Raw genomic sequence first — 25,583 nt, forward strand, 5'->3', positions numbered from 1 at the left:
GCGCGTTCCGCGGGGCGGGCGCCCCCCGACCCCGACCGCGCCGTCCGGGTGATGTGTCGGCTGTCGGGCTCGTGACGGTCCGCCGACGGGGCAAGGGGCCCCTATGAGCACTCACGACGACGACCGGGACGGCCCCGGTCCCGCCGCCCCGGACGCCATCACGGTCGAGGCCCTCGGTTCACTGTCCAAGGCCCTGGAGACCGTGGAGCGCGCCCGGGGCCATCTGTACGGCTTCCACCAGCTGACCGGCACCGCGGACTTCGAGCTCGACCGGGCGGTCGGGCTCCTGCGGAAGGCGGGGCACCACGCCTGGGCGAACCGGGTGGAGACGGAGATCCTGGGGCGCGACGTCATGCCGGGCCACTGGACGTACGAGATCGTCGACGCCTACAACGCGACCTACTACGAGCCGTTCCGGGAACTGGAGCGCGCCGCTGTCTCGGCCCTGGCCGACGGCCACGAGCACCGCTTCGAGGCCCGGCTCCAGAGGGAGCGCCGCACTCCCGGCCACCCCGACCACGCCCCGGCCGAGGGAGCCGGCACGTGAGCGACGCCGACGACCTGCCGGCCGGGCTGAGGGTGGACACCAGCCGGCCGGAGCAGCCCGTCCTGATGGACGCGCAGAGGGGACCCATCCGGACCTGGCATGAGCACTACCCCTACGACCGGAAGATCCGCCGACGGGAGTACGAAGGACCAAGCGGGTCCTGCAGATCGAGCTGCTCACGCTGCAGCGCTGGGTCGAGGAGACGGGAGCCCGGCTGGTCGTGCTCCGCGAGGGGCGGGACACCGCGGGCAAGGGCGGCACGATCCAGCGCGGGCTTCTGCACGGAGGAGCATGCGCTCTTCCTCCGGCAGTGCCCGGCCTTCGAGTCGATGCCGGTCGAGGACGGCATCATCCTGGTCAAGTTCTGGTTCTCGCTCTCCCGCGCGGAGCAGCGCAACCGGTTCGCGATCCGGCAGGTGGACCCCGTCCGCCAGGGGAAGCCGTCGGCGACGGATCCGGCCTCGCTGGACCTGTGGGACTCGTACACCGCCGCGAAGATCGAGATGTTCCGCGCGACCGATACCGCCGACGCTCCGTGGACGGTCGTGAAGGGCAACGACCAGCGCCTGATCGTGGGCGCCGCCGACTCGGTGCTGAGCGCCTGAGCACACGGCCGGGCCCGGCACTCTCCGACGGAGGTGCCGGGCTCGGTCAGGCCATGGGCGGGCGCGCGCCGCGGAGGCCGCCTACCAGCGGTACCAGCGGCCCGCGCCGCCCTTCGGCCGGGCCACGAAGCCCAGCAGCCACAGGACGAGGACGAGGACAGCGATCCACCAGAGCGCCTTGACGGCGAAGCCGGCGCCGAAGAGGAGCAGGACGAGCAGCAGTACGAGAAGCAGGGGGACCATGCGGATCGACCTCCCAAGGAAGGTGGACGGAAGGCAAGAGGACGGCCGGACGGCGCACACACACGCACCGGCCGCCTGCGGAGGTGGGCAGCGCCGCGCGCTCAGCCGCGGCGTTCGAAGAGCAGGGCCACCGGGCCGAGGTCACGCCGCGCGGCCCGGCGCCCGGCCCGGCGTCCCCACCCGTACACGAGGGCGAGCGCGGCCGCCGTGCCGGCGGCGGCACCGGCCGTCACGGTCCGGTGCGCACGCGCGGCGGCCCACAGCTCGCTCCCGGCGCCGCGGGCCACGTACCCGGCCGCGCGGGCCTTCTCGGCGAACGGCGCGGGCAGGAAGCTCAGTTCCCCGAGAGCGGCCGGCTCGTACCCCTCGTCCACATCCGGGTCGTCCACGTCGGGGTCGTCCACCCGCGTCAGGTCGGGGTGGTCCGGGACGGCGTAGGGGCCGCCGGTCCAGGGGAACTGGTTCCGTTCGCTGTTCTCCGAAGCACTCATGGACATCGTCTCGCCGGACTCCCGCATGCTAAACATCGTGGACTCGTTCCCGCCGGTCCCGCCGGTCCCGCCCGGCCCGTTCCCCTCGCGCGCGCTTGACGGCGCCCGTCCGGGACAGACGGACTTCCATGTGACGTCACTGCTCGTGGTCTGTCCCGTCCTCACCGCGCTCGCCACCGGCCTCGCGGGCATCCTGCTCTCCCGTGGTGGTGAGGAGCGGACCCGCACCGCGCGGGCGACTCGGCGAGTCGCGAGGCGGTGCGGGGCTTGCGCCGGGTCTCGGGGCACGGCACCGACGTGCTGCGCCCTGGAGCGGGGCCGGCACGGCGGAAGCCCCCGGTCGAGCGTGGGGGCTTCCGTCCGGCGCGGCACGGTGCGGAGTCAGGCCCGCGACGTACCGGCCGTTCGCGGGGGCGCGTGATGCCGCCACCGTCCGCGACGGGCGCTACCGCCGTCGCCGGGCGGCAGCCCGCGGTCACCGGCAGCGGGACAGCGGCCCGCCCGTTCAGCGCCTCCTGCCCCTCCTGCCCGTCCCGTCCGCGCGGCGCGTCGTGGGTCACGGCGGGAGCGTACGGACGACGCTCCCCGTTCCGGCCCGAGGCACTGGGGTCCTCGGACGGGACTGGAGGGGTGGGCGAGGCGGCGAGGCCGGGTCGGTCCCACTGGCGTGGCGCACGGCGCCACACGCACGAGGGCGCGGGCCGAGTTCGACATGAGCGCCTCCCGGGCGGGTTCCGCGGGCCGACTGTCCGTCACCCTGCTTCCGGTGCCTACCGGTTCGGTGCCCCGCCGACCGGGATCCATGCCACCCGGTCCGGTTCCGCCCGGGGCGGGCCCGGGCAGCTGACCTGCCGCCCGGGGAACCGGCAGCGCCGCTCCCCGGGCGTCCGGAGACGGCCGGCGGTCGTCCGATCCACGGTCGACCCGGCGGGTACCGGGCGCGCGGTGTCGTCCGCGCCGCGATATCCGGTGGCGCCGCCTCCCGTCGGCATGGCACGCTTCCCGCACACCGAAGGGGTGTAGCTCAGCTGGCCAGAGCGCCGGTCTCCAAAACCGGATGCCGCAGGTTCGACTCCTGTCACCCCTGCCAAGGGCCGCGCAGGCGCCGGGCCTCAGACGGATCCGCGCCGGCCGCCTGTCTGCGGCCTGCCGCGCTCCTCGACGAACGAACGTGACGACGCCCGCCCGGCGGGCATCGCCCTCGACCGGCTCCTCCACCTGAACGGCGCGACACCTTTCCCTCGGACGAGGGGGGCGTCTCACCGTCGGGGACGTGCTGCTGCGCTGTGTGTACCGGGGTGGACCGGCGGCCCGTCAGAGGCCACCCATGCCTCCCCGGAAGGGCCAGTACGTGTGGTAGTACTGGCCGATCTCCTCGCGGTACTGGCGGTCCGCGAGGTGCTTGTCGGAGACGAACTCGGGCGAGTCCTTCACCTGTTCCTTCGACAGGGCGAGGTGGAGGGTCTGCTCCCCGAGGTCGATGCGGGTCACCGCCCGCGCCGGGATGAGCACCTCCTTGCCGAAGATCCAGACGCCGGTGTCGACGACCAGGTAGGAGTCGTCCACCTCGTCGGAGTGCTTGTCCACCTTGCCGATGTGCCCGTCGGAGGCCTCGACGCGCCACCCGGTGAGGTCGGTACCCGCCAGGTGGCCGGACTCGGTGCTGAAGGACCACAGATGGTCGGTCATCGCTGTCACTCCTCTGTCGCTGTGTTCGAGCAGGGCGCGGCAGCCGGACGTGCGGGCCGCCTCGGAGCAGGTCACGACGGTCGTCGTCGGTGATCGTGGGCGCCGACGGCGATCACGATGACGAACGGTCCCGGACCCATGGCTGGCTGCTCCTCCCCTGCGGGTCGGACAGCGTTCGCGTACCCGGGTCTCCGGGGATCATTCCGCCGCCCTCGGACACGTTCTGACCGGGTCCCTCCCGGCCCCGTGAGCACGCCGGAACCGTCGATTCGCCGTCTTCCAGGGGATGTTCATGGACGGACGGGGCACGCGTTCAGCCGCGGGCCCGCACACGCACCGGCGGGCGCCGCACCCGCCTCCCGGCCCGTCGGCAGAGGGCCGGCCACACCCCCAGGGAGCCCCGATGCAGGTCCGAGCGAGGCCCGTACATCCGGACGTCACATGGACGGCCCGTAGCGTCGTCGGACGCTACCGGCTCGACCGTCTCCTGGGCCGGGGCGGCGCGGCGGACGTGTACGAGGCTCTGGACCTGCGGCTGCGGCGCCCCGTGGCAGTGAAGGTCTTCCGGCCCGCGGGCGCGCGCCGGACCGACACCCAGTGCGGGGAGGAGGCCCGGTTGCTGGCCCGGATGCACCATCCCGGCCTGGTGACCCTCTACGACACGGGCCGCAACGGGAGCCGGCCGTTCCTGGTGCTTCAGCTCGTCCGGGGGACCACTCTGCGGCGGCGGATCACCCGCGGGGTCCTCACGCCCGCCGAGACCTGCCGGGCGGGGGCGGCCCTGGCCTCGGCCCTCGCCCATGTGCACGGCCACGGCGTCGTCCACCGCGACGTCAAGCCGTCGAACATCCTGCTGGACCGGTCGGACACCCCCCACCTCACGGACTTCGGCATCTCCCGTCGCGTCGAGGCCGCGGAGGACGCCCCCGAGGGCGCGGGCACCCTCGTCGGCACCGCCTCCTACATGGCGCCCGAGCAGGCCCTGGGCCGCAGGACGGGGCCCGCGGCCGACGTGTACAGCCTCGGCCTGGTGCTGCTCGAAACCCTCAAGGGCGAGGCGGAGTACGGCGGAGCACCGCTGGAGGCGGCGCTGGCGCACCTGCACCGCTCTCCGGTGCTGCCTTCCGGTCTCCCGGCGGAACTCGCCCGCCTGCTCACGGCGATGACCGACCGCTCCCCCGAGGTCCGCCCGGAGGCTGCCGCCTGCGCCCGGATCCTCGCCGACCCGCGGACCGCGGGACGCGCCTCCGCACCCTCCGCCGCACCCGGCTCCCGGGCGGCGGGGGTACACCGGTCGCCCCGGCCGCGCCGGACCTCCGCCTCCCGGCCGGGGCGGCCCGCCGCCGGGCGGGCCGTGGCGGCGACCCTCGTCACGCTCGGGCTCACGCCGACCGGCTCGATGGGCACCGCGCCCGCCGGTGAAGCGGCGACCCCACCCCGGGACGGGGCGGCGGACGGGACCCGGACGAGCGCACCGACGTCGCCACTCCCCCGCATGAACGACCGCCAGCGACCCATTACCTGACGGAAGTCAGGCCCCTTGGGGTGTGAGACGGCCGCTTGGGGCAACAAGGAGTTCCAGGACATGGAAGGAAGGCGGGGCGTTGCCGGAGGCCAGGACCGGAGGCGGTTCGCCGGCCTCCTCCTCACGTCCTTCCGGTAGGCGGCGCCCTCTCGGCAGCCGTCCCGCGCGTTCGACATCGGAGGAGAATCCCATGACCGCACTCCTGGACCGCATCAAGCGATTCACCCGCAGCCCCCAGGGCCGTCGCGCGGCGGCGTCCCTTCGCCGCGCCGCGGCCGACCCGCGCAGGCGCACCCAGGCACGCCGCCTGCTCGGCAGGCTGCGCCACCGCTGACGCCCGCCGGCCCGGCCCTCACAGCCGGACCGCCGACGCCCCGCGCGAGGTACCGCGCGGGGCGTCGGTGTGCGTACGGCGCCTTCGCGTGCACCACCGCCACGCGATGGAGGTCCGCGTGCTCCTCACCCAGGAAGGCAAACCTGGCATCCAGGACGGGCCGGGCCGGCATGCGAGGCGAGCGGACATGAGAGCAGGGGCGAGAGAGCGGGGGTCGCATCCGGCCGCCCGGCAGAGGTCGGGAGGCCGTCCGCGAGCGGGTGACCGCACGCATCGCCCTCAACGGCGAGACGGCCCCCGAGCACGCACCGGCGCATGATGGGAGGGTCACCGGGGTCCGCCGGTGACCGGCGGCGAAGGGCGGTGCCTGTGGACGGCGACACCCTGGGCACGGTCCTGGCGGACGTCCTGGCCGCGTCCCACCGGCTCGCGCCTCGCGCGATCCCCCTGCTCGTGGCGGACGCCGGGCGGCGGCTGGGGCTGACCGGGGCCCGGGTCTACGTGGCCGACCTGCAGCAACAGAATCTGGTGGCGCTGCCGACCCCCGAGCAGGCGTCCCGGCTCACGGCCGGCGACGGGACCGTGGATCTGGAGACGCTGCCCGTCGACAACTCCCTCGCGGGACACGCGTACCGCACCGAGTCGGTGCGGCTGAGCCGGCCGGACTCCGACGGCGGGGAGCGTACGGGATGGATCCCGGTCGTGGACGGCATCGGCCGGATGGGCGTCCTGCGGGTCACCGCGCCGGAAATCGACGGGCCACTGCTGCACCGGTGCGAGGCCCTCGCCGGCCTGGTCGCCATGATCGTGGCCACCAAGCAGCCGTTCAGCGACGTCCTGGCCCGGACCATGCGCACCCGGTCGATGAGCCTGCAGGCGGAGCTGCTGTGGGCCTTCCTGCCGCCGCGCACCGTCGGCACGGCGGCTGTGACCTCCAGCGCCGTCCTGGAGCCCGCGTACGACATCGGCGGGGACGCGTACGACCACAGCCTGGCGGGAGACGTACTGCATCTGACGCTGCTGGACGCCATGGGCCACGATCTCGCGTCCGGCGGCTGCAGCGCCGCGGCGCTGGCCGCCTGCCGCTCCACCCGGCGCGCCGACGGCGGCCTCGCGGACATCGCGGTGGAGATCGACCGCACTCTGGAGCGCTGGATCCCGGAACGGTTGCTGACCTGCGTGATCGGCGACCTCGACACCGCCACCGGCCGACTGGAGTGGATCAACTGCGGCCATCCCGCCCCGCTGCTGATCCGCGACCGGCGCATCGTGACCGGCGCGCTCGACAGAACCCCCCGACCGCCCCTCGGACTGACCGGCTACGGCTTCGGTCCCCCGCCCGTCCATTCGGCCCAGCTGGAGCCCGGCGACCGACTGCTGCTCTTCACCGACGGCGTCACCGACGCGCGCTCCGCCACCGGCGAGCTCTTCGGCGAGCGGCGCCTGGCCGACATCGTCGTCCGTTCGCTGGCCGAGGGTCTTCCCGCGCCCGAGGCGCTGCGGCGCCTGGTCCAGCACATCCTCGTGCACCAGGACCAGCGTCTCAGCGACGACGCCACCATCCTTCTCGCCGAATGGCACCCCGAGCGCCGGTGAACCACCGGCGCCCGCGTACTCGTGGCCGTCGTGGCCCTGCGTCTGCTCCGTTCCGTCCCGTGTCGTGCATCCTGCTGTGTTCGTCCGGGTCCGATCCGGAGCCCTACACCCTGCGCCGGACCGCCGGCGGCAGCGCGGCGTGAAATGCCGCCCGGCACGACCTCCGGACGCTCCAGGCCATCAGGCGGAGCTCCCATTTCGCCACACGCACGACACCTCGGCGAACGAGGGCGCTCGGAGTCCGTCGGGCCCAGACCCGACGCCTTCTCCAGCGACCGTGGCGGCGCGAACCGAATGTCACGGCCATCTCCTCCCGGTCACAGAACGGCGGGCGGTGGTAGCGCAAAGTCGATTTCCCTTGATCACGTCTTCTGCACGTGCTTCTACGCAATGGACGCGCATTCAAACATCGAAATCCGTATCGAATTCCGGGACGATCTGCGGCACGCGCTCGGCCGGGCGCGGCGGCCCGGGCGGGGTGCCGTCGCCGAACGGCCGGCCGCCGAGTTCCTCCCGGTGGTGCGGCGCGAGCCAGCCGCGGGCGTCCGGGCCCCGGGGGACGATCCCGGTCGGATTGATGTCGTGATGGACGACGTAGTAGTGCGCCTTGATCTGTGCGAAGTCGATCGTGTCCCCGAAGCCGGGCCTCTGGAACAGGTCCCGCGCGTAGGCCCAGAGGGCCGGCAGCTCGCTCAGCTTGTGCCGGTTGCACTTGAAGTGGCCGTGGTAGACGGCGTCGAAGCGCACGAGGGTCGGGAACAGACGGACGTCGGCCTCCGTGAGGGTGTCGCCGACCAGATAGCGCCGGCGTCCGAGCCGTTCCTCCAGCCAGTCCATCCGTGCCCACAGGCTTCGGTACGCCCGGTCGTACGCCGCCTGGTCACCGGCGAACCCGCACTGGTAGACGCCGTTGTTGACGTCCCGGTACACCTTGCCGGCCACGTCGTCGATCTCCTCGCGCCACCTCTCCGGATACAGCTCCGGTGCCCCGTCCCGCTGATGGGCCGTCCACTCGCCGCCCAGGTCGAGCGTGATCCGCTCGAAGTCGTTGGTCACCACCCGGCCGGTCGGGACGTCGACGATCGCGGGCACGGTGATGCCCTTCGAGTAGCCGGGTTCGCGCGCCACGTACGCGTCCCTCAGCCACTCGATCCCGAGGACCGGATCCCGGCCTCCGGGGTCGAGGTGGAAGCACCAGCTCCGCTCGTCGTGCAGGGGCCCGGCGATCCCCATCGAGAGCACGCCGTCCAGTCCCATCAGGCGTCGCACGATCGCGCTCCGGTTCGCCCACGGGCAGGCGCGGGCGATGATCAGGCGGTAACGCCCGGGCTCCACCGGATAACCGTCCCGCCCGTCGGCCGTGATCCGGGTCGTGATGTACGCGCGGTCGCGCTCGTACGAGCCGTCACCGGTCATCGTTCCGCACCCTCCTCCTCGTGTGCGGGGCTCCTGCCGCCCGCCACGACACCGGGTCGTTCCGGTAGGTGCGCCTACCCCGTCTCGGTGACCTCACGCACCGGCGCGGCGGCGCCGGACACGGTGGCCGCCGGTGACCTGAGGGAAGGCGGTCGGCACGTCGTGTGTCCACGGGTACCGGATGCACTGGCTCAGGCAGAGGACACCATGGCCGACCGTGGGAACAGCTCGCGCAGGGCAGAATGGCATTCCTCAGGTGATCGGGGAGCTCGTTCCCCAGGTACAGCGTGTCCTGAAGCGGAATGTGTACGCCGCAGGCACCGGGCCGAGCGGGCCGCGGCGGCGGCCTTGAAGAACGACCTCATGACGTCGGCGAGATGCCGAGCCCCACAGCGAACCCGGCGAAGGGAAGCCGCGCACCCGCGCCCATGCCCGCCGCGGCACTCACCCGGTCAGCGAGCCGGGACGCCTCCGCTCCCGATACCGGCCGGTGGGCCGACGTACCCGCCGCGTAGGCTGGCGACGCAGCTGGTACGCCCCGCCCGCCAGGCGGGAGCGTCGCAAGAGGGAACCCGGTGGGAATCCGGGACTGCCCCGCAGCGGTGAGCGGGAACGACCGCCGTCATACGCACTGGGTCCGACGCACAGGACCTGGGAAGCGACGGCCAGTAGGAGCCCTCCGTCGGGAGTGGCGTGCTCGCGAGTCCGAAGACCTGCCCGCTGTCCGCGCCCCGGGATCCCGTGCGCGCGGAAGAAGCCCTGCCGCGACTCGCGAAGGAGAGTTGACGTGGCCGATCCCACCGTCACCAGCCCTGCCCCCGTGTCCCGCCCCGCCAAGACGCCGGGCGACTCCCGGGTGGTGCTCGCCCACATCATGAGCGAGCACGACACCAACCTCTACGGCACCATCCACGGCGGCGTGATGATGAAGCTCATCGACGACGCCGCCGCCGCGGCTGCCGGGCGGCACGCCGACGGGCCCGCCGTCACCGTCTCCGTCGACCGGATGAGCTTCCTCGCCCCGGTACGTGCCGGGGACCTGCTGAGCGTCGAGGCCGGGCTCGAACGCGCCGGGCGGACCTCGATGACGGTCGGCGTCCGGGTCACCGCCGAGCGGTGGAACCACTCCGGCCCCGCCACGGAGGTCGCCTCGGCATTCCTCACCTTCGTCGCCATCGACGCCGACGGAACCCCGCGGCCCGTACCGGCGCTCGACGTGGTGCTGCCCGGCCTGTCCTGAGGGTCCTCCCCGAGGCGGTCGGTCCGTCACCCCGGCCGGGTGTCCTCCACGACGTACGGCACGAAGCTGCCCACGTTCGCGTCCACGGCGAGTGCGCGGCCCACGGGCGGCAGCGCGCGCTGGGTGCAGTCGAGGCGTTCGCTCGTACACGTTCCACAGGTGGCAGGTGCCGACGACGCGGGAGAAGGGGAATCCGGTGGCGGACTGCCGCTTGGACATGTTGCTCACGAGCGACGTCGACGAGCGGGACGCCGAGTTCGTCACCGGAGAACGCACGGCCGAGGGCTTCCACCGGGTCCGCAACGGCATGGGCCCCGTCATCGCCCGCGGTCTGACCTGCGCCCTGGACGACGACCGGATCGCCACTTCCAGCGTGGACTCGGCGCCATGGGGCTAGAAGTTCCCGTTCATCACGCTGGCCGGCTTCCACGGGACGGCCCATGTGGACCTACAGGAGCGGGAGTTCGCCGCCAGGCGCAGGTCTTCACCGCCGTCAGCCGCCAACACGAGGTCGGTACGGGCCACTTTCGGCCTGGTCTCCACCGCCGTCAAACCCGCTTCCTCCAGCTCGGGCGGGCCGAGGTCACCATGCCGGCCCCCTTCCTCCGGGCGTAGACCGAACTCCTCGTCCGCACCTGCCACGAGCGCGGCGCGAACGCCATCGGCGGCAGGGCGGCCCAGGCCGCCACCGCCGAGATCGCCCGGGTCCAGATCTGGCAGTGGCTCCGCCACCGGGTGGTGGAGCGGGAGACCGTCCTGCGGATCCTGGAGGAGGAACTCGCCTCACTCGGCGCCGAGTTCCCTCGGGCCGCGCTCGACGAGGTACGGACCTGTTGACCGAGACGACGCTCGCGACCCACCTTCCCTCGTTCTTCACCCCCTCCGCATACGAGCGCCACCTCGTCCGGACCGCCGACGACCGGTCATGAGCGACGCCCGCCCCACATGCGGGCAAGGGGATAGCCTGCTCGGCGGATGGCGTGCGCCACTCACCGACCTCGACGTACGCCCGGGAGCCGACGTTGCCGATACGGATCCGCCCGACCGCTCTGCTGTTGTCGGCAGTGCTCGCGGCCGGGAGCCTCACCGGCTGCTCGGCGTTCGATCTCTTCGCGGACTGCGAGGGCACGGAAGAGCGTGTGAGGGAACTGGAGTCGCTCGCGATCCTCGGCTCCCGGCCCGTGGGGGCAACCAGCCCCGTTCACTACGAGAACGTCGACGCAGGGTGCTGGTCGGACAGCGGGGACGTCGTGGTGTACGCCGACCGGACGTACGCGTTTCCCGGCACCCGGGCCGAGGTGCTCCGGCACTACCGGACGGCGGCGGAGCGCGACGGCTGGCACGTGCCCCCGGGCCCCGCTCCCGTGCCACCCCCCGGGCAGGCGGAAAGCCTGTGCTTCACGCGTGCCGAAGGCGGGGAGGAGGTGCGGCTGGACGTCTACTTCCTGACCGCCGAGAACCTCGCCCACGAGGAACACGAACCCGGCCCCGAGCTCACCTCGGGCTCCGCCTACCGCCTGTCGGTCACGTCGGCCGATGTGTGCAGCGGATGAGCGGGGCGCTACGGGAAGCGGGAGACGTAACGGCGTTGCCAGGGGGTCTCGACGGCGCGCGGAGCGTAGTGCTCCCGGACGTAGGCGACGGCCTCTCGGTGGGGCACCCCGTCGAGCACGGCGAGGCACGCCAGTGCGGTGCCGGTTCGTCCGCGTCCACCGGCGCAGGCGATCTCGACGCGTTCGTCCTCGGCGCGTGTCCATGCCTCACGCAGCGCGGCGGCGGCTGTGGCGCGGTCGGACGGCAGCCGGAAATCGGGCCAGCGGAGCCAGCGGCTTTCCCAGGCTACCGGCGGTGGCCGGTGGCCCAGCAGGTAGAGCGCGAAGGTGGGCTCCGGGCCCTGCGGGAGTGGCCGGTTCAGCCCCCGGCCGCGCACCAGCCGGCCTGAGGGCAGGCGCATCACGCCCGGGGTCGTGGGTTCCCATGCGGCAGTCACGGTGCGAGCGTAGCCCCCGTTCGACCGGCGGTCAGGCGGCCTTCCCGAGGCACCCCGGCCCCGGCCATGATCCGTCGGACACCCCCTAGGGGGTGTTCGCCTCCAGGAGCCGGCTCGTGCGGGTGCTCGCGCCCGTCAGAGTGAGGGGGATGCCGAGGCTTCCGCACATGCGGTGGGCGCGGGCGAGGGCGCTGAGGGTGGCGGGGGTGGGGTCGGCCGCCGGGAGGGCGATGACCACGCGGGTCGGGCTGTGGGTCTGGACCAGGGCCTGGATCTGGAGGGCGGCCGCGGCCCTGTTGGTGACGTCCAGGTCGCGGTGGAGAGCCACGTGCAGGACGTGGTGGCGAACGGTATGGCTGATGAGCATGGTGTTCCTCCGCGCAGGACGACGAAGGCCCGCAGCCGAACGCGGTGGGGCATCGTCCGAGGATGCCACGGGGAGCGCTCCGTGGGCGTTCTCGTGGCTCGCTCCGTGTGATGTGTCGGTGCGGCCCCGTTCGAGGGCCTCCTCCCGGGATTCACGTATATGAATCGGCAGCGGGGTCCGACTAGGGTGGGGAGGACCGGGGTGACCGGTCGAGATTTCGAACGCGACCCTCACTCACCAGGCGGTTCTCATGAGCCAGTTCGATCTTCCCGTCGACCAACTCCGCACGTACCGCAGCGCGTCCGTGGAGCCGGAGGACTTCGACGCCTTCTGGGCGAAGACCCTCGACGAGGCGCGCGCCCACCCGCTCGACGCGCGCTTCGAGCGCGTCGCCACGGGACTCACGACGGTGGAGACGTACGACGTGACGTTCGCCGGGTTCGACGGCCAGCCGGTCAAGGGCTGGCTCGCCCTGCCGGCGGGCACCTCCGAACCGCTGCCCGTGGTCGTCGAGTTCCTCGGGTACGGAGGCGGGCGCGGCCTGCCGCACACGCACCTGCTCTGGGCCTCCGCGGGCTTCGGGCAATTCGTGATGGACACCCGGGGGCAGGGCAGCGGATGGGCCACCGGCGACACCCCCGACCCGGTCGGCAGCGCGCCCGCCGCCCCCGGTTTCATGACCCGGGGCATCGAGAATCCGGACACCTACTACTACCGGCGGCTCTTCACGGACGCGGTCCGCGCCGTGGAGGCGGCGCGCTCGCACCCGCTGGTGGACGCGAGCCGCACGGCGGTGACCGGGGGGAGCCAGGGCGGCGGCATCACCCTCGCGGTGGCCGGGCTGGTACGGGACCTGGTGGCCGTCGCCCCCGATGTGCCGTTCCTCTGCGACTTCCCGCGCGCGACGACCCTCACGGACCGCATGCCGTACCGCGAGATCGGCAACTACCTCAAGGCCCACCGGGGCCGAGTCCAGCGGGCGCGGGACACCCTGGCGTACTTCGACGGGGTCCACTTCGCCGCGCGCGCCACCGCTCCGGCGCTGTTCTCGACGGCCCTCGAGGACCTGACGTGCCCGCCGTCCACGGTGTTCGCGGCCTTCAACGCGTACGCGGAGGAGGACAAGGAGATCGAGGTCTACGACTTCAACGACCACGAGGGCGGCGGCTCCTTCCAGCAGGCGGCCCAGCTCCGCTGGCTGCCGGGGAGGCTGCGTCGCGGCTGAGGCGGCGCCCTGGGACGGGACGGGACCGAAGCCGTTCCGGCCCCGTCCCCGTCCGTTCCGTCCCGGTCCGGACAGGGCTGAAGCCCGAGCCGTACAACAGGCTCGGGCTTCAGGTCGTGCACGGTCGTGCACGAGGCGTGGCGCGCGCCTCCCGGACGGGCGCCCCGCTCACTGGTTTCAGTGCCAGTACTTCATGGTCGTACCCCCTCCCCCGCTCTCGGGCGCAGAGTGACCTCGAAGCGGTCGAGACCGCGGAGTGTCAGATTGCGCCGGTGTTCCGGTTCCGCGACTCCCCGTGCGTCCGGGTAGTCCCTGGCCAAGGCCCCCAGGACCGATCCGGCGAGCCGGATCGCCATGGACGCGCCCAGACAGGCATGGGCCCCGCGTCCGAACCCGAGGTGCGGGTTCGGGGCGCGGTCGAGTCGCAGCTCTGTGGGGTGGTCGAAGCGGAGCGGGTCGTGGTTGGCCGCGCCCAGGAAGAGCGTGACCGGATCACCCGCTCTCATCGTGACGCCACCCAGTTCGGTGTCGGTGACGCAGACCCGGGCGTCCGCCTGGACTGGTGCGTCGTACCGGATGAGTTCGTCCACGGCGGAGGCCGGGCTCGCCGGGAAGGCGGCCATCGCGCCGGGAGTGGTCAGGAGGGCCGCCGCGGCGTTGCCGAGGAGCCGTGAGGCGGATTCGTAGCCGGCGTGCAGGACCGCGCGCAGACTGTTTCGAAGAATCGTTTCCTCTACGCCGCTGTCCGCCGCGTGCTCGGCGACGTACGCGATGAGCCCTTCCTTCGGCGGATCCGCGAGCCAGCCGCCCGCGTACTCGGCGAGCCGTGCCCGGGCGGCGACGGCGGGCTCGTGCTTCTCGGGCCACAGGCCTGCGTCCATGCCGTCGACGACGGTACGGGACATGGGCACGAACCAGTCGAGCTCGGGGGCCGGGACGCCGAGGAAGGCGGTGACGAAGCGCAGCGCGACCGGTTCGGCCAGCTCTCCGACGAAGTCGAACGAAGGACGCTCGGCCAGCTCCGCGAGCAGGTCGTCGATCTGGAGGTCCAGACCGTCGTGCAGCGCCCGCCGGTCCTGTGCCCGGAAACCGTCGAGGAGCAGGTGCCGGATGGCCGTGTGCTCCGGCGGGTCGAGGGTCTGCACGCTCAGCAGCGGCGCGGGGATGTCCTCACCGGCGCGGCGCCAGTCGGAGGCGAAGCGATGACTGTCGGTGAGTACGGCGAGGCAGTCGGCATGCCGGGTCAGCACCCAGGAGCCGAGCAGTTCGTGCCAGAGGACGGGGGCGGACTCCCTCATCCGGGCGTAGGCGGGGTACGGGTTCCGCAGGTTCGACGGACGGACCAGGTCCAGGATCGGGTCCACGCCTGCCGCTTGCTCCACGAAACATCTCCCCCTTCGCACAGGGCCTGGTCGAGGCCTTACCTGCTGACGAGTCGAGCTGTGCGAGACGCCGATCCGCCGGTGGGCGGAGTGTCTCGCTGGTGTGCCACCGGCGGTTTGCCGGTCGCTCCCCGTACATCATTCGAGCCGAGCGCCGGTGACGCTACCACGCAACTGAGGTGGCTGGTATGACTACCTGCCTCAGATCTTTCACAAAGCTGCGGGGAGTTACGGAAGATGACCGGCCAGGACCAGACGATTGTTCACGATGTTCCCGTGAACGTTGCCCAACAGCCCAACCCCTACCCCCTCTTCGAGCGGATCCGCGAGCACGGAGTCGTCCAGCGCGTCCGGCTGAATCCCACCCTTGAAGTCTGGATGGTGACGGGCTACGACGAGGCGGTGGCGGCGCTCACCGACCCCCGCCTCAGCAGTAGTCCGGTCGGGGTCAACGGACTTGAGGAGGAGATGGCCCACCAGGAGCGCACCAACGTCCTGATGGGCAGCATGCTCGTCGCGAACGGCGAGGACCACACGCGGCTGCGCAACCTCGTCTCGAAGGCCTTCACCTTCCGCCGCGTGGAGCAGATGGCACCCCGCGTCCAGGCGCACACCGACGCCTTCATCGACGCCTTCGCGGCGCGCGGATCGGCCGATCTCGTATCGGAGTTCGCCCTCCCGCTGCCCATGGCCGTACTCAGCGAACTCATCGGCATCCCGGCCGAGGGACAGCCCGACTTCGCCCGCCTCGCGGTCGGCCTCATCATGCCGCCCAACACCCCCGAGCGCCTCGCCAAGGGGGCCCAGGCACGGGCCGAACTCACCGAGTTCTTCGAGCCGTTGATCGCCCAGCGCAAGGCGGACCCGAAGGACGACCTGCTGAGCGCGCTGTGCGCCGCACAGGCCGAGGAGCGGATCAGCGACCGCGAGCTGACGGCCATGACGATCCTGCTCACGCTGGCCGGACACGAGACGACGGCGAGCCTCATCGCCAACGGCGTCCATGCGCTCCTGCGCCACCCGGAGCAGTTCGCGGCGCTCCGCGACGACCCCTCGCTGCTGCCCGGGGCGATCGAGGAACTGCTGCGCTACGAGGGGCCCGTGAGCCGGGGTGTCGCGCGCTTCACCGTCGACACGTACGAGATCGGCGGGGTGACCATCCCGGCGGGCGAGATGATCATCATCGGGCTCGCCGCGGCCAACCGCGACCCGGCCCGCTACGACCGCGCCGACATCCTCGACGTGGCACGCCGCGAGGTGCCGCAACAGCTCGCTTTCGGCCATGGTGTGCATTTCTGCCTGGGTGCCCCGCTGGCCCGGGCGGAGGCCCGGATCGCCATCGGCACCCTGCTCCGCCGCTTCCCGGACCTGCGGCTCGCGGACCCGGACGCGGATCTGTCGCGGCGCGAGGGCATCCTGCGGGGCATGGCGACGCTGCCGGTGGCCTTCACTCCGGAGGGCTGAACCAGCGCGGACCGGAGTGCGTCGGTGCGGCCGCTCAGGTCGCCTCAGGCCGGCCGCTCAGGCCGGCTCAGGTCCGCTCAGGCCGGCCGCTCACGTGCTGCCGCTCCGGCCGTCAGGCGCTGCCGCGCAGGGCGGCCGCGTACGCCTCGTCGGGGTCGAGACGGCGCAGTTCCTCGGCGATCAGCTCGGCGGTGGTCCGGACCTTGAGGGCGAGGACCCGGCTGGGCTGGCCGGGGATGGCGAGCCGGGCCACCGGGCCCTCCGGCCGGTCGATGCGGATCTCCCCGTCGGGCGTGCCCATGCGGACGGCCGTGACGACCGGGCCGTCGGTGACGACGCGGTCGACGGGGACGCCGAGCCTGACCTCGAACCAGCGGGCGAGGAGTTCGGCGCTGGGGTTCTCCGCCTCGCTCTCGACGGCGGCGGAGGTCACGGTCGACGGGGCCTGGTCGAGCGCGGCGGCCAGCATCGAGCGCCAGGGGGTGAGCCTGGTCCAGGCGAGGTCCGTGTCGCCTGGGGCGTACGAGACGGCGCGGGCCTCCAGCGCGGCGAGCGGGTCCTCGACCGCGTACATGTCGGTGATGCGGCGCTGCGCGAGGGCGCCGAGCGGGTCCCGGGAGGGGACCTCCGGGGCGTCGACGGGCCACCAGACGACGACCGGCGCGTCCGGCAGGAGCAGCGGCAGGACCACGGAGTCGGCGCGGGCGGCGAGTTCGCCGTGGAAGCGGAGCAGCACCGTCTCGCCCGAGCCGGCGTCGCTGCCGAGCCTGACCTCGGCGTCGAGCCGGTTCTCGTGCCGCTCGCGGGGCGTGCGGGCATGGCGCTTGATGACGACGAGGGTCCGGGAGGGGTGCTCCCGGGAGGCTTCGTTGGCGGCCTTGACCGCGTCGTAGGCGTTCTCCTCGTCGGTGACGACGAGGAGGGTGAGCACGACGCCGACGGCGGGTGTGCCGACGGCCCGCCGGCCCTCCAGGATCGCCTTGTTGATCTTGCTGGAGTTGGTGTCCGTCAGATCGATCTTCATGCGCGGCGCCCGTCCCTTCCTCTGCGGCGAGCCTAACGCTCCTCGCCCGGCGCGGTGTCGGCCGGTTCGTCGTCCGACGGCGACCTCTGGTCCTGGGCCCGGCGTCCGACCACGGCCGCCGCCGCGAGCGCCGTGCCGATGAAGGCGGTCGCCACCACCCACGGCCGGTCGAGGACGTGGCAGGTGGCGTGGTCGAGGGAGTACCGTCCGGCGCCCGCGATCCCGATCCCCGCGGCCGTGAAGCCGAGGAAGGCCGGGTACTCGTATCCGCCGGCCTGGGCGAAGAAGCCGGCCGGGGCGTGCACGGCGACGGCTCCCGTCATGGCACCGGCCGCGGCGGCGCCGGCTGCCGGGGTGGCGAGGCCGAGGGCGAGGAGGACGCCGCCGCCCGCCTCGCCGAGTCCGGCGGCGATCGCGCTCTGGCGGCCGGGCGAGAAGCCCATCGCCTCCATGCCCTTGGCGGTGCCCTCGATGCCACCGCCGCCGAACCAGCCGAAGAGCTTCTGCGTGCCGTGCGCGGCGAGGACGGCGCCGGTGCCGACCCGCAGCACGAGCAGCCCGAGGTCGCGTCGGTTGAGGTCGGCCATGAGGAGGTCTCCGTAACGTGCGGGGGTGGTGCAGGGCGGGGGTGGTGCGGGGAAGCGGACTCGTACGGGCCCTTGGGAGCTCGTACGCCGTCCACTCTCGGCCTCCTCACCCGGACGCGCCGCCCGGGACCGTGATCCAGTGCTCCATCGGAGTCATCTTTTGCGGCGTTTGTCCTCCGTTGCTTAAGTGAGGGGGCTGTGGCCGTCCCGATGAAAGTGGGTACGCATGACCGCCGAGTCCCCCGAGACCGCCGCTCTGCGGGAGAAGGTCCGGACCCTGATGCCCCGGGCGAAGGAGGACCTCACCGAGCTGGTGGCGATGCGCTCCGTCGCGGATCCCCGGCAGTTCCCTCCCGAGGAGTGTGCGAGGACCGCCGATTTCCTCGTACGGGCCTTCACCGAGGCCGGGCTCCGTGACATGCGCCGGGTCACGACCCCGGACGGCACGGACGCGGTCGTCGGCCACGCGCCGGGTCCCGAAGGGGCGCCCACGGTGCTGCTCTACTGCCACTACGACGTCCAGCCCCCGCTGGACGACGCGGCCTGGCGGACACCGCCCTTCGAGCTCAGCGAACACGACGGCCGCTGGTACGGGCGGGGCTCCGCCGACTGCAAGGGCAACATCGCCATGCACCTGACGGCCCTGCGCGCGCTCGGCGGGCCGGAGGGCAAGGGCTTCCCCGTGAACATCAAGTTCGTGGCGGAGGGTTCGGAGGAGCAGGGCACGGGCGGCCTGGAACAGCTGGTGCCGCTCCAGCCCGACCTCTTCGCCGCCGACACCCTGCTGATCTGCGACACCGGCAACTTCGCGCTCGGGCTGCCCACCGCGACCACCTCGCTGCGGGGGCTCACCAATGTGGTGGTCACCGTCTCCACTCTCAAGGGCGAGATGCACTCCGGCATGTTCGGCGGCCCGGCACCCGACGCGCTGGCGGCGCTCGTACGGATCCTCGACAGCCTGCGCGACGAGGACGGCAACACCGCGATCAAGGGCCTCCCGGGCGACGGCTCCTGGGACGGTGTGGACTACCCGGCCGAGCAGTTCCGCACCGACGTGGGCGTCCTGGACGGCGTGTCCCTCGTCGGTACGGGCTCGGTCGCCGACGAGCTCTGGGCCCGGCCCGCCGTCACCGTCCTCGGCATCGACTGCCCCCCGGTCGTGGGCTCCTCGGCCGCGATCCAGGCGAAGGTACGGGCCAGGGTCAGCCTGCGGGTCCCGCCGGGCATCGACGCGGACGACGCGCTCCGCGCGCTCACCGACCATCTCCTCGCGGTCACGCCCTGGGGCGCCCGGGTCGAGGTGGACGCGGAGAGCGGCGGACAGCCCTTCCGGGCGCGCACCGACGGCCCGGCCTACCGGGCGCTGGCGTCGGCGCTGCGCAAGGCGTACGGGAAGGAGATGGTCCAGTCGGGGCAGGGCGGGTCGATCCCGCTGTGCAACGTGCTCGCGGACCACTTCCCGGAGGCGGAGATCGCGCTGATCGGCGTCGAGGAGCCCGGCTGCCTCATCCACGCGCCCAACGAGAGCGTGGACCCCTCGGAGATCGAGCACATGGCGCTGGCCGAGGCGCTGTTCCTGAGCGGCTACGGGTCGGCGGCCCGATGACCGCGACGACTCCGACGACTCCGACGACTCCGACGACTCCGACGGCCCTTAAGCCTCCGAAGCCCCCGAACGGAAAGGGACCGATGGTTCCATGACACAGACTCATGACGGACCCGCGCGGCACGACGTGCCGCCCGGTCCGCTCGGCGTACTGGCGGGCGCGGCCTGGCAGGCGCTGCTCGTGGCCGGACTCGTCTCGCTGGCCCTGGGCATCATGGTGCTCGTCTGGCCCGATGCCTCCCTGCGCGTGGCCGGTGTGCTCTTCGGCCTCTACCTGCTCTTCAGCGGCGTGATGCAGCTGGTCGCGGCCTTCGGTACGCACGCGACGACCGCGCTGCGGGTCATGGCCTTCATCAGCGGCGCGCTCTCGATCCTGCTCGGTCTGTTCTGCTTCCGGGGCGCGATGCAGTCGACCCTGCTGCTCGCGCTCTGGATCGGCATCGGCTGGCTCTTCCGGGGCATCACGCAGACCGTGGCCGCGGCGTCCGACCCCACGATGCCGGCGCGCGGCTGGCAGATCTTCCTCGGCGCGGTGAGCGCGGTGGCCGGTGTGGTGCTCATCGTGTCGCCGCTGGAGTCGGCGGAGGTCCTCACCGTCCTCGCCGGGATCTGGCTGCTCATGGTCGGCGTGGCCGAGGTCGTCACCGCCTTCATGATCCGCTCGCGCGCCAGGAACCTGCCGGCTGGGGCCTGACGGAACGCCCGTCTGCCCCCTGTCTCCCGCCTCACCACAGTCCCGCCGCACCCGCCGTCCGTCCGATTTCCCGGGCGGGCGGCGGGCGCACTTGACCTGTGCGCTACATTTTGCCGGTCCTTGACCACCGATCCCCCGCGATCGCAACCTTTCGGAGCCGGCATCCCATGAGCGACATCGTCAACGGTCTGGGCCGCGCAGGTGCCTACGGCGCCCTCGGCGTGGTCCTGCTGATCCTCGGCATCGTGCTCGTGGATCTGCTGACGCCGGGGAAGCTCGGCCGACAGATCTGGGAAGAGCGCAACCGCAACGCCGCGATCCTGCTGAGCTCCGCGCTCCTCGGCATAGGCGGCATCGTCTTCACCTCGATCTGGACGACGTACGACAACTTCGGCAAGGGCCTCGTCTCCACGGCCGCGTTCGGCCTGCTCGGCCTCGTGATGATGGCGATCGCCTTCCTCGTCCTGGACCTGGTGACGCCGGGCAAGCTCGGCGCGACGCTCGTCGACCCGGAGCCGCACCCGGCGGTGTGGGTGACGGCCTCCTGCAACCTCGCGGTCTCGGCGATCCTCTCGGCCTCGATCGCCTGAAGCCCGTCGTCGTGCGCGCACGGAGGACGCGGCCCGATTCGGGCCGCGTCCTCCGTGCGTCGGTCAGGCCGCGCGCCGGGCTGGGCGCCGTCCGAGCGCCGGGCGTCTCAGTCCAGCGACTGGGTCAGTTCGCTGTGCGTCGCCGTGTGGACGACCCGGCCGCGCGCTCCGTTGACGAGCGGCAGGTAGGGCGCCACGTGCCCGCACTCGACGTCGGCGATGATCGGCACGTTCAGCGGCGCGAGCGCGTCGAGCACGGCCTCGTGCTGGCTGAGCGACTCGCGGCCGGGGGCCGATGTCCGTCCGACGAGGACCGCGTTCGCCTCGTCGAAGAAGCCCGCCATCCGCATGCCGTGCAGGTACCGGCAGATGGCGAACGAGTCGTCGCCGCACGCCTCGACGTAGACGAGGAGTCCTTCGGGGGCCTCGGCCCGCGCGAATGCCGAGGCGTCCAGGTAGGGCGTTCCGGTGAGGTTGCACAGCATCTCGATGCAGCCCCCGATGAGGCGCCCCTCGACGTCCACGTCCCCGTCGCCGTCCAGGCGGGTCCACCGGCCCGGGGTGTCGAGTGTGAACTCGCGCACCTCGGAGTGGACGGTGTAGTCGTCCCAACCGGCGGCTCGGTAGCGGTTCGGCGGGACCTGTGTGAACCGGTGCCCTTGGGGGGCGGCGACGATGTCGAGCCAGGACAGGAGCCCGTCCGGCGCGCGGTAGGGCGTGTCCATGAGGTTGTTGCCGTGCACGGTCGCCGTCCCGGTGAGGAGCGTCAGCGGCGTGAGGACCGTCGTCATGTCGGAGAACCCGACGAGCCAGGTCGGCTCGGCGTCGCGCAGCCGGTCCCAGTCGAGGTGCGGCAGCAGGTCGACGGCGGTCTCGCCGCCCCACGGCGGCACGACGGCTCTGATGCCGGGGTCCGTCAGCATCGCCATCAGCTCGGCCGCGCGGTCGGCGACGGGCGCACTGAGGTGACCTTCGCCGTCCATGCAGTCGCCCACGACCACCTCGTACCCCCGGGCCTCGACGTCACGGATCGCCACGTCGAGGCGCGCCCGCATGTTCTTCGGCACTCCGCTGGAAGGGGAGGTGACACCTATACGGTCACCGGGGCGCAGGGGGGCGGGGTAACGGATCGGCATGCGCGGGATTCTGGCATGCCGCCGATGGTCTCTCCTCGCGATTTTCGATCGGCACGGGGCACGCGCCGAGGCAGCGGAGGAAGACGGATCACCGGGAGAGCGCGTGGAACTGACGGAGCGTGAGCTGACCGATCCGTGGCAAGGCGTTCTGATCGCTCCCGCCGGCGGTACCGACGTCGGCGTGCTGGTCCTGGCGGGCTCCAGCGGCCGTATCGAACGCGAGCGAGCGCGCCTTCTCGCCGGACGGGGCGTCGCGGCCCTGGCGATCCGCTGGTTCGGCGGGCCCGGGCAGTCTCCGGGAATCTGCGAGGTCCCCTTGGAGACCTTCACCGCCGCCGTCGATCTCCTCCGCGCGAGCGGGGCGGTCCACATCGGCATCCTCGGCGCCTCGAAGGGGGCCGAAGCGGCCCTGCTCACCGCGGTGCACGATCCGCGCGTGGACGTGGTGATCGCGCTGTCGCCGACCTCGCACGTCTGGTGCAACGTCGGACCGGGCCGCGACGGCGAACAGCAGCCGTACCGATCGTCCTGGACGTGGCGGGAACGGCCGCTCCCCTTTGTGCCGATGGACGATTCCTGGTCGGCCGCACAGCCGTCGAGCGGTCCGGTCGCCATCCGTGGATGGTACGAACTCAGCGAGAGCACCTTCGGCCGTCTGGTTGCCCCGGCGGAGATACCGGTGGAGAAGACCAGGGCCGAACTGCTGCTCGTCGCGGGCGGCGACGACGCGATGTGGCCGTCCCTGCCGTTCGCCGAACGGTTGGCCGAACGCCGGCGTTCGGCCGGTGCCCCGGTGCGACTGATCACCCGCCACGATGCCGGCCACCGGCCCCGTCTCCCGGGGGAGGGCCCGGCGCCTGCTTCCCCGCGCTTCCACCACGGAGGCACGCCCGAAGCCGACGCACTTCTGGGAGCGGCGGCCTGGCCGCACATCCTTGAGGCGCTCGGCCTCGAAGACGGGTGGCGCATCCGCTCCCGTCACGGGGTCATGGGCTCCACCTCCAGGAAGCGGCGGCCCCGCGGACCCCGGTAGAGCAGCGCGTCCCAGCCCAGGCGGGTGAGCGCGGTCATGCAGGCGGCCAGCGCCTCCGGTTCCTCCTGAGCGGCGCCCGAGCCCGGCGGGCCCAGCCACTCCACCACGGCGGTGGCCGGGCGGTCCCCCGCCCGGACCCGGTAGCCGGTGGCGACGCGCGCGCCCGAGGCGTCCACGGACGAGGGGGCGAGCCCGCCGGCCTCCAGGGCCAGGGCCACCGCGCGGACCGGTCTGCCGCGCTCCCACTCGGCGGGTACCGCCCTCGGGTCGCCTCCCTGACCGTTCGTCAGCCGTCTGATCTGGAGCAGCCCGTCCCTGGCCGCCCGGACCTCCCGCGAACGCTGCTCGGCCTCGGCCCCGGGCAGCGGCGGACCGTCACCCGTCGCCGCCTCGAACGTTCCCCCACCGCTCGTCGTCGTCATACGAAAACGGTAGGCGCCGCCACTGACAACCGCCCACCGTGAACCCTTGGCCAAGGGACCAAAGTCCCCGACATTCGGGACCTTCGTCGCGGCATTTCGGACATTCACCCCTGTGACGATGGTCTTTGAAGATCATCCGACGTGCCGTCATCTCCGGACGACGGCCGGAAGGGCCTCATGACCGAGCCACAGAAGCGGCCCCTGCCCGTCCGAGTGCGCCGTCATCCCGACGGCATACCGATGGACGACCTCTTTCGGTCGGATCCCGCGCGACCGACCGGCACCCTGCTCAAGCCCGACCACCGGCCGGAGGCGGCGGAACTGACAGAACCAGCAGCATGGACACAGCCGGCAGAGCCCGGTGAACGGACCGGCCGGATCACGGCCGTACGGACACCCGTGCACACCCAGGAGTCCCCTCCGTCTCCGCAGGCGCTGGAGTCCCCACAGCCCCCGCAGTCCCTGCAATCACCGCAGGCACCACAGCCCCCGCAGTCCGTTCCACCGGTCGCCGTCTCCCGGCGGCCGCCGCCCTCGGATCCCGACCCCGATCTCGTCGAGCGCCGCGGGCCCGCCGTCCCCGGCTGGCTCGCCGTGCTCGCCGGCCTCACCGCGCTCGCCGGGGCCGCGGCGACGCTGTGGCGGGCCCGCCCCCTCGGCGGCGCGCAGCTGCCGCCCTGGCAGTGGGCCGTGCTCGCCGGCTGCGCCGTCGTCACCGTCGTCGCCTTCGGCGGCCTGACCCGCGGACGTACGGGCTCCGCCTGGGTGCTGTCGCTCTTCGGCCGCTACCGCGGCACCGTGCGGCGCACCGGCCTCGCCTGGGTCAGCCCGTTCGTGCTGCGCCGCCGGATCGACATCAGGCTGCGGCACTGGCGCAGCGAACCGATCTCCGTCGTCGACGCCGAGGGTTCGGCGCTCCGCGTCGTGGTCCTGGTGGTCTGGTCGGTTCGGGACACCGCCCGGGCGCTCTACGCCGTCGACGACCATCTCGGCTATCTGCGGGAGCAGGTGGAGGCGGCAGCGGCTCGTGTCCTCTCCCAGCTGCCGGCCGACGCCTTCCGCGGTGACGCACCGACCCTGCGGAACGCCGAGGCCGTCGGCGACGCCCTCACCCGCATGCTCGCGGCCGAGTGCCGGCCGGTCGGCATCGCGGTCTTCTCCGCCCAGCCGACACACATCGAGTACGCACCCGAGGTGGCCGCCGCGATGCAGCGGCGACAGATCGCGGCACTCGACGCCAAGCACCGGGACACCGTCCTCACCGGCGTGATCGACGCCGTGGACGACACGGTGACCCGGCTGACCACACGCGGACTCGTCGAACTCGACGACTTCGAACGCCAGGCCCTGGTCAAGGACTTGACCGTGGCCTTCTACACCCGGCGTGGCGGGCCGGCCCCACAGGATCAGGAGTGACGAGGATCGTGAACACCCCCGGCTTCACCGCACCCGAACTCACTGCACCCGAACTCCCTGCACCCGGCTTCACCGACGAGATTCCTCTCGACTGCGCCTGCGCGGGCTGCACCGAAGCCGCCCGGATCCTGGGCGCGGACGGTGTGCGCTCGGGTGCGGCGGCCCTGCACGGGGTACGCCGTGCCGTCGTCGCGACCGTCGGCGCGGTCGCCCTGGTGGGCGCCGGAAGCGGAACGGCGCTCGCCGAACCGGCCCCGGCGCACGCCGGCTGGGACGGCTCGAAGTACTGGTTCCGGAACGCGGCGGGCGAGTGGCGCTGGACCAGCCATCACTCCACGTACGTCCAGCGCACGGGCGGCACCGACGGTGGCCGCACCGGCGAGCCCGTCTTCCGGGGGCGGCAGGGCTGGGACGCCCAGGACCGCGTCTACTGGTACGAGTCCCGCGGCCACTGGTACTGGACCGGTCACCGGTCGAAGTACGAGCAGCGGACGGGCACCTCGGGGAACACCTCGAAGCCGGCCGGACCCACGACCCCGACCGCTCCCTCCTCGCGAGGCTGGACGGCGCCGGTCTCCTCGTACGTCTTCACGGGGTACTACGGGCAGCCGGGCGCCTGGTCGAGGGGCTATCACACGGGCCAGGACCTCGCGGTCCCGACGGGGACGACGGTCCGCTCGGTCGGCCCGGGGCGCGTGGTGACGGCCCAGTACAGCCGCTCGTACGGCTACGAGGTGGTGATCCGCCACCCCGACGGCCGTTACACCCAGTACGCCCATCTCTCACGGATCGACGTGTCCGCCCGGCAGAGCGTGTCGGCCGGTCAGCGGATCGCGCGGTCCGGGAGGACGGGGCGGGTGACGGGTCCGCACCTCCACTTCGAGGTGCGGACCACGCCGTACTTCGGCTCGGACGTCAACCCGCTGGCCTATCTGCGCGGTCACGGCGTGCGCGTATAGGG

Annotated in this window: 25 protein-coding genes, 1 tRNA gene, 4 pseudogenes and 1 riboswitch; of the genes and pseudogenes, 17 read left to right on the forward strand and 13 right to left on the reverse strand. The window is 72.7% G+C overall.

Annotated features, from left to right (window positions below; genetic code table 11):
* Nucleotides 1-103: 103 nt before the first annotated feature.
* The gene (locus tag DEJ46_RS04705; RefSeq protein WP_150264310.1) at nucleotides 104-547 is read left to right on the forward strand and encodes a hypothetical protein; all 444 of its coding nucleotides are present in this window, start codon (nucleotides 104-106) and stop codon (nucleotides 545-547) included.
* Nucleotides 544-1,113: pseudogene (locus DEJ46_RS04710) on the forward strand (polyphosphate kinase 2 family protein); the annotation flags it as partial. The gene DEJ46_RS04705 and the pseudogene DEJ46_RS04710, both read left to right, overlap by 4 nt.
* A gap of 120 nt (nucleotides 1,114-1,233) precedes the next feature.
* Here the strand turns inward: DEJ46_RS04710 and DEJ46_RS04715 are convergent.
* Nucleotides 1,234-1,395 (reverse strand): hydrophobic protein, encoded by a 162-nt coding sequence (locus DEJ46_RS04715; protein WP_150264311.1) that lies wholly within the window; start codon nucleotides 1,393-1,395, stop codon nucleotides 1,234-1,236.
* A 101-nt stretch (nucleotides 1,396-1,496) separates the two neighbouring features.
* Nucleotides 1,497-1,913, reverse strand: a complete 417-nt coding sequence (locus tag DEJ46_RS04720; RefSeq protein ID WP_150264312.1) for a hypothetical protein — start codon at nucleotides 1,911-1,913, stop codon at nucleotides 1,497-1,499.
* A gap of 986 nt (nucleotides 1,914-2,899) precedes the next feature.
* On the opposite strand from DEJ46_RS04720, the gene DEJ46_RS04725 reads away from it, so the two are divergent.
* A tRNA-Trp gene (locus tag DEJ46_RS04725) sits at nucleotides 2,900-2,976 on the forward strand.
* 224 nt (nucleotides 2,977-3,200) lie between these two features.
* Here the strand turns inward: DEJ46_RS04725 and DEJ46_RS04730 are convergent.
* Entirely contained in the window at nucleotides 3,201-3,575 is a 375-nt protein-coding gene (locus DEJ46_RS04730) for a PRC-barrel domain-containing protein (protein WP_150264313.1), read from the reverse strand.
* A 403-nt stretch (nucleotides 3,576-3,978) separates the two neighbouring features.
* On the opposite strand from DEJ46_RS04730, the gene DEJ46_RS04735 reads away from it, so the two are divergent.
* The 3 genes from DEJ46_RS04735 to DEJ46_RS04745 all read left to right on the forward strand — a co-directional run bounded on the left by DEJ46_RS04735 (nucleotide 3,979) and on the right by DEJ46_RS04745 (nucleotide 7,030).
* Complete coding sequence (locus DEJ46_RS04735; protein WP_150264314.1) at nucleotides 3,979-5,100, forward strand: serine/threonine-protein kinase; 1,122 nt, start codon at nucleotides 3,979-3,981, stop codon at nucleotides 5,098-5,100.
* A gap of 190 nt (nucleotides 5,101-5,290) precedes the next feature.
* Entirely contained in the window at nucleotides 5,291-5,434 is a 144-nt protein-coding gene (locus tag DEJ46_RS39020; protein WP_190622440.1) for a hypothetical protein, read from the forward strand.
* A gap of 369 nt (nucleotides 5,435-5,803) precedes the next feature.
* Nucleotides 5,804-7,030: a PP2C family protein-serine/threonine phosphatase gene (locus DEJ46_RS04745; protein ID WP_223834505.1), complete on the forward strand. Its 1,227-nt coding sequence runs from the start codon at nucleotides 5,804-5,806 to the stop codon at nucleotides 7,028-7,030.
* Between the two features lie 402 nt (nucleotides 7,031-7,432).
* Here DEJ46_RS04745 and DEJ46_RS04750 read toward each other — a convergent pair whose 3' ends face one another.
* The gene (locus DEJ46_RS04750) at nucleotides 7,433-8,446 is read right to left on the reverse strand and encodes a glutathione S-transferase family protein (RefSeq protein ID WP_150264316.1); all 1,014 of its coding nucleotides are present in this window, start codon (nucleotides 8,444-8,446) and stop codon (nucleotides 7,433-7,435) included.
* Between the two features lie 93 nt (nucleotides 8,447-8,539).
* Complete coding sequence (locus DEJ46_RS39665; protein WP_223834506.1) at nucleotides 8,540-8,695, reverse strand: DUF6193 family natural product biosynthesis protein; 156 nt, start codon at nucleotides 8,693-8,695, stop codon at nucleotides 8,540-8,542.
* Between the two features lie 313 nt (nucleotides 8,696-9,008).
* Nucleotides 9,009-9,161: riboswitch (cobalamin riboswitch) on the forward strand.
* Between the two features lie 159 nt (nucleotides 9,162-9,320).
* Between DEJ46_RS39665 and DEJ46_RS04755 the strand changes: the two are divergent.
* A pseudogene (locus DEJ46_RS04755) lies at nucleotides 9,321-9,653 on the forward strand (acyl-CoA thioesterase); the annotation flags it as partial.
* A gap of 59 nt (nucleotides 9,654-9,712) precedes the next feature.
* On the opposite strand, the pseudogene DEJ46_RS04760 reads toward DEJ46_RS04755, so the two are convergent.
* Nucleotides 9,713-9,908 (reverse strand): annotated as a pseudogene (locus tag DEJ46_RS04760) (short-chain fatty acyl-CoA regulator family protein); the annotation flags it as partial.
* Between DEJ46_RS04760 and DEJ46_RS39670 the strand changes: the two are divergent.
* A pseudogene (locus DEJ46_RS39670) lies at nucleotides 9,907-10,257 on the forward strand (isocitrate lyase); the annotation flags it as partial. The pseudogenes DEJ46_RS04760 and DEJ46_RS39670 overlap by 2 nt on opposite strands.
* A gap of 409 nt (nucleotides 10,258-10,666) precedes the next feature.
* Nucleotides 10,667-11,239, forward strand: a complete 573-nt coding sequence (locus DEJ46_RS04775) for a hypothetical protein (RefSeq protein WP_223834507.1) — start codon at nucleotides 10,667-10,669, stop codon at nucleotides 11,237-11,239.
* 8 nt (nucleotides 11,240-11,247) lie between these two features.
* On the opposite strand, the gene DEJ46_RS04780 is transcribed toward DEJ46_RS04775, so the two are convergent.
* The gene (locus DEJ46_RS04780; RefSeq protein ID WP_150264319.1) at nucleotides 11,248-11,676 is read right to left on the reverse strand and encodes a protein-tyrosine phosphatase family protein; all 429 of its coding nucleotides are present in this window, start codon (nucleotides 11,674-11,676) and stop codon (nucleotides 11,248-11,250) included.
* 85 nt (nucleotides 11,677-11,761) lie between these two features.
* The gene (locus DEJ46_RS04785; protein ID WP_150264320.1) at nucleotides 11,762-12,043 is read right to left on the reverse strand and encodes a hypothetical protein; all 282 of its coding nucleotides are present in this window, start codon (nucleotides 12,041-12,043) and stop codon (nucleotides 11,762-11,764) included.
* Nucleotides 12,044-12,293: 250 nt separating this feature from the next.
* Here DEJ46_RS04785 and DEJ46_RS04790 point away from each other — a divergent pair, with 250 nt between their 5' ends.
* Nucleotides 12,294-13,268: an acetylxylan esterase gene (locus tag DEJ46_RS04790; protein WP_150264321.1), complete on the forward strand. Its 975-nt coding sequence runs from the start codon at nucleotides 12,294-12,296 to the stop codon at nucleotides 13,266-13,268.
* 191 nt (nucleotides 13,269-13,459) lie between these two features.
* On the opposite strand, the gene DEJ46_RS04795 is transcribed toward DEJ46_RS04790, so the two are convergent.
* Complete coding sequence (locus DEJ46_RS04795) at nucleotides 13,460-14,650, reverse strand: cytochrome P450 (protein WP_150264322.1); 1,191 nt, start codon at nucleotides 14,648-14,650, stop codon at nucleotides 13,460-13,462.
* A gap of 276 nt (nucleotides 14,651-14,926) precedes the next feature.
* Between DEJ46_RS04795 and DEJ46_RS04800 the strand changes: the two genes are divergently transcribed.
* Nucleotides 14,927-16,114: a cytochrome P450 family protein gene (locus DEJ46_RS04800; RefSeq protein WP_223834508.1), complete on the forward strand. Its 1,188-nt coding sequence runs from the start codon at nucleotides 14,927-14,929 to the stop codon at nucleotides 16,112-16,114.
* A 112-nt stretch (nucleotides 16,115-16,226) separates the two neighbouring features.
* On the opposite strand, the gene opcA is transcribed toward DEJ46_RS04800, so the two are convergent.
* Together opcA and DEJ46_RS04810 are read right to left on the reverse strand one after the other, a co-directional pair.
* Nucleotides 16,227-17,138 (reverse strand): glucose-6-phosphate dehydrogenase assembly protein OpcA, encoded by a 912-nt coding sequence (gene opcA, locus DEJ46_RS04805; RefSeq protein ID WP_150264324.1) that lies wholly within the window; start codon nucleotides 17,136-17,138, stop codon nucleotides 16,227-16,229.
* A 32-nt stretch (nucleotides 17,139-17,170) separates the two neighbouring features.
* Nucleotides 17,171-17,725: a DoxX family membrane protein gene (locus DEJ46_RS04810; protein WP_150264325.1), complete on the reverse strand. Its 555-nt coding sequence runs from the start codon at nucleotides 17,723-17,725 to the stop codon at nucleotides 17,171-17,173.
* A 226-nt stretch (nucleotides 17,726-17,951) separates the two neighbouring features.
* Here DEJ46_RS04810 and DEJ46_RS04815 point away from each other — a divergent pair, with 226 nt between their 5' ends.
* The 3 genes from DEJ46_RS04815 (at nucleotide 17,952) to DEJ46_RS04825 (ending at nucleotide 20,615) form a co-directional block, all read left to right on the forward strand.
* Nucleotides 17,952-19,331, forward strand: a complete 1,380-nt coding sequence (locus tag DEJ46_RS04815; protein WP_150264326.1) for a dipeptidase — start codon at nucleotides 17,952-17,954, stop codon at nucleotides 19,329-19,331.
* A gap of 91 nt (nucleotides 19,332-19,422) precedes the next feature.
* A complete protein-coding gene (locus DEJ46_RS04820; protein WP_150264327.1) occupies nucleotides 19,423-20,025 on the forward strand; it encodes an HdeD family acid-resistance protein in 603 nt (200 codons plus the stop codon).
* A 167-nt stretch (nucleotides 20,026-20,192) separates the two neighbouring features.
* A complete protein-coding gene (locus DEJ46_RS04825) occupies nucleotides 20,193-20,615 on the forward strand; it encodes a DUF350 domain-containing protein (protein ID WP_150264328.1) in 423 nt (140 codons plus the stop codon).
* Between the two features lie 107 nt (nucleotides 20,616-20,722).
* Here the strand turns inward: DEJ46_RS04825 and DEJ46_RS04830 are convergent, their stop codons facing one another.
* Nucleotides 20,723-21,751, reverse strand: a complete 1,029-nt coding sequence (locus DEJ46_RS04830) for a S66 peptidase family protein (RefSeq protein WP_150264329.1) — start codon at nucleotides 21,749-21,751, stop codon at nucleotides 20,723-20,725.
* Nucleotides 21,752-21,854: 103 nt separating this feature from the next.
* On the opposite strand from DEJ46_RS04830, the gene DEJ46_RS04835 reads away from it, so the two are divergent.
* The gene (locus tag DEJ46_RS04835; RefSeq protein ID WP_150264330.1) at nucleotides 21,855-22,784 is read left to right on the forward strand and encodes an acyl-CoA thioester hydrolase/BAAT C-terminal domain-containing protein; all 930 of its coding nucleotides are present in this window, start codon (nucleotides 21,855-21,857) and stop codon (nucleotides 22,782-22,784) included.
* On the opposite strand, the gene DEJ46_RS04840 is transcribed toward DEJ46_RS04835, so the two are convergent.
* Nucleotides 22,730-23,206 carry a hypothetical protein gene (locus tag DEJ46_RS04840; protein ID WP_150264331.1) on the reverse strand — a complete coding sequence of 159 codons (477 nt, stop codon included), beginning with the start codon at nucleotides 23,204-23,206 and terminating at the stop codon, nucleotides 22,730-22,732. The two genes, DEJ46_RS04835 and DEJ46_RS04840, sit on opposite strands and share 55 nt — an antisense overlap.
* 240 nt (nucleotides 23,207-23,446) lie before the next feature.
* Between DEJ46_RS04840 and DEJ46_RS04845 the strand changes: the two genes are divergently transcribed.
* Nucleotides 23,447-24,622 carry an SPFH domain-containing protein gene (locus DEJ46_RS04845; protein WP_411757718.1) on the forward strand — a complete coding sequence of 392 codons (1,176 nt, stop codon included), beginning with the start codon at nucleotides 23,447-23,449 and terminating at the stop codon, nucleotides 24,620-24,622.
* Nucleotides 24,619-25,581, forward strand: a complete 963-nt coding sequence (locus DEJ46_RS04850) for a M23 family metallopeptidase (RefSeq protein ID WP_223834509.1) — start codon at nucleotides 24,619-24,621, stop codon at nucleotides 25,579-25,581. The genes DEJ46_RS04845 and DEJ46_RS04850 overlap by 4 nt, the downstream gene beginning before the upstream one ends.
* Nucleotides 25,582-25,583 lie beyond the last annotated feature (2 nt).

It is taken from the genome of Streptomyces venezuelae (genome assembly GCF_008642375.1).
GTDB classification, from domain to species: Bacteria; Actinomycetota; Actinomycetes; order Streptomycetales; family Streptomycetaceae; genus Streptomyces; species Streptomyces venezuelae_G.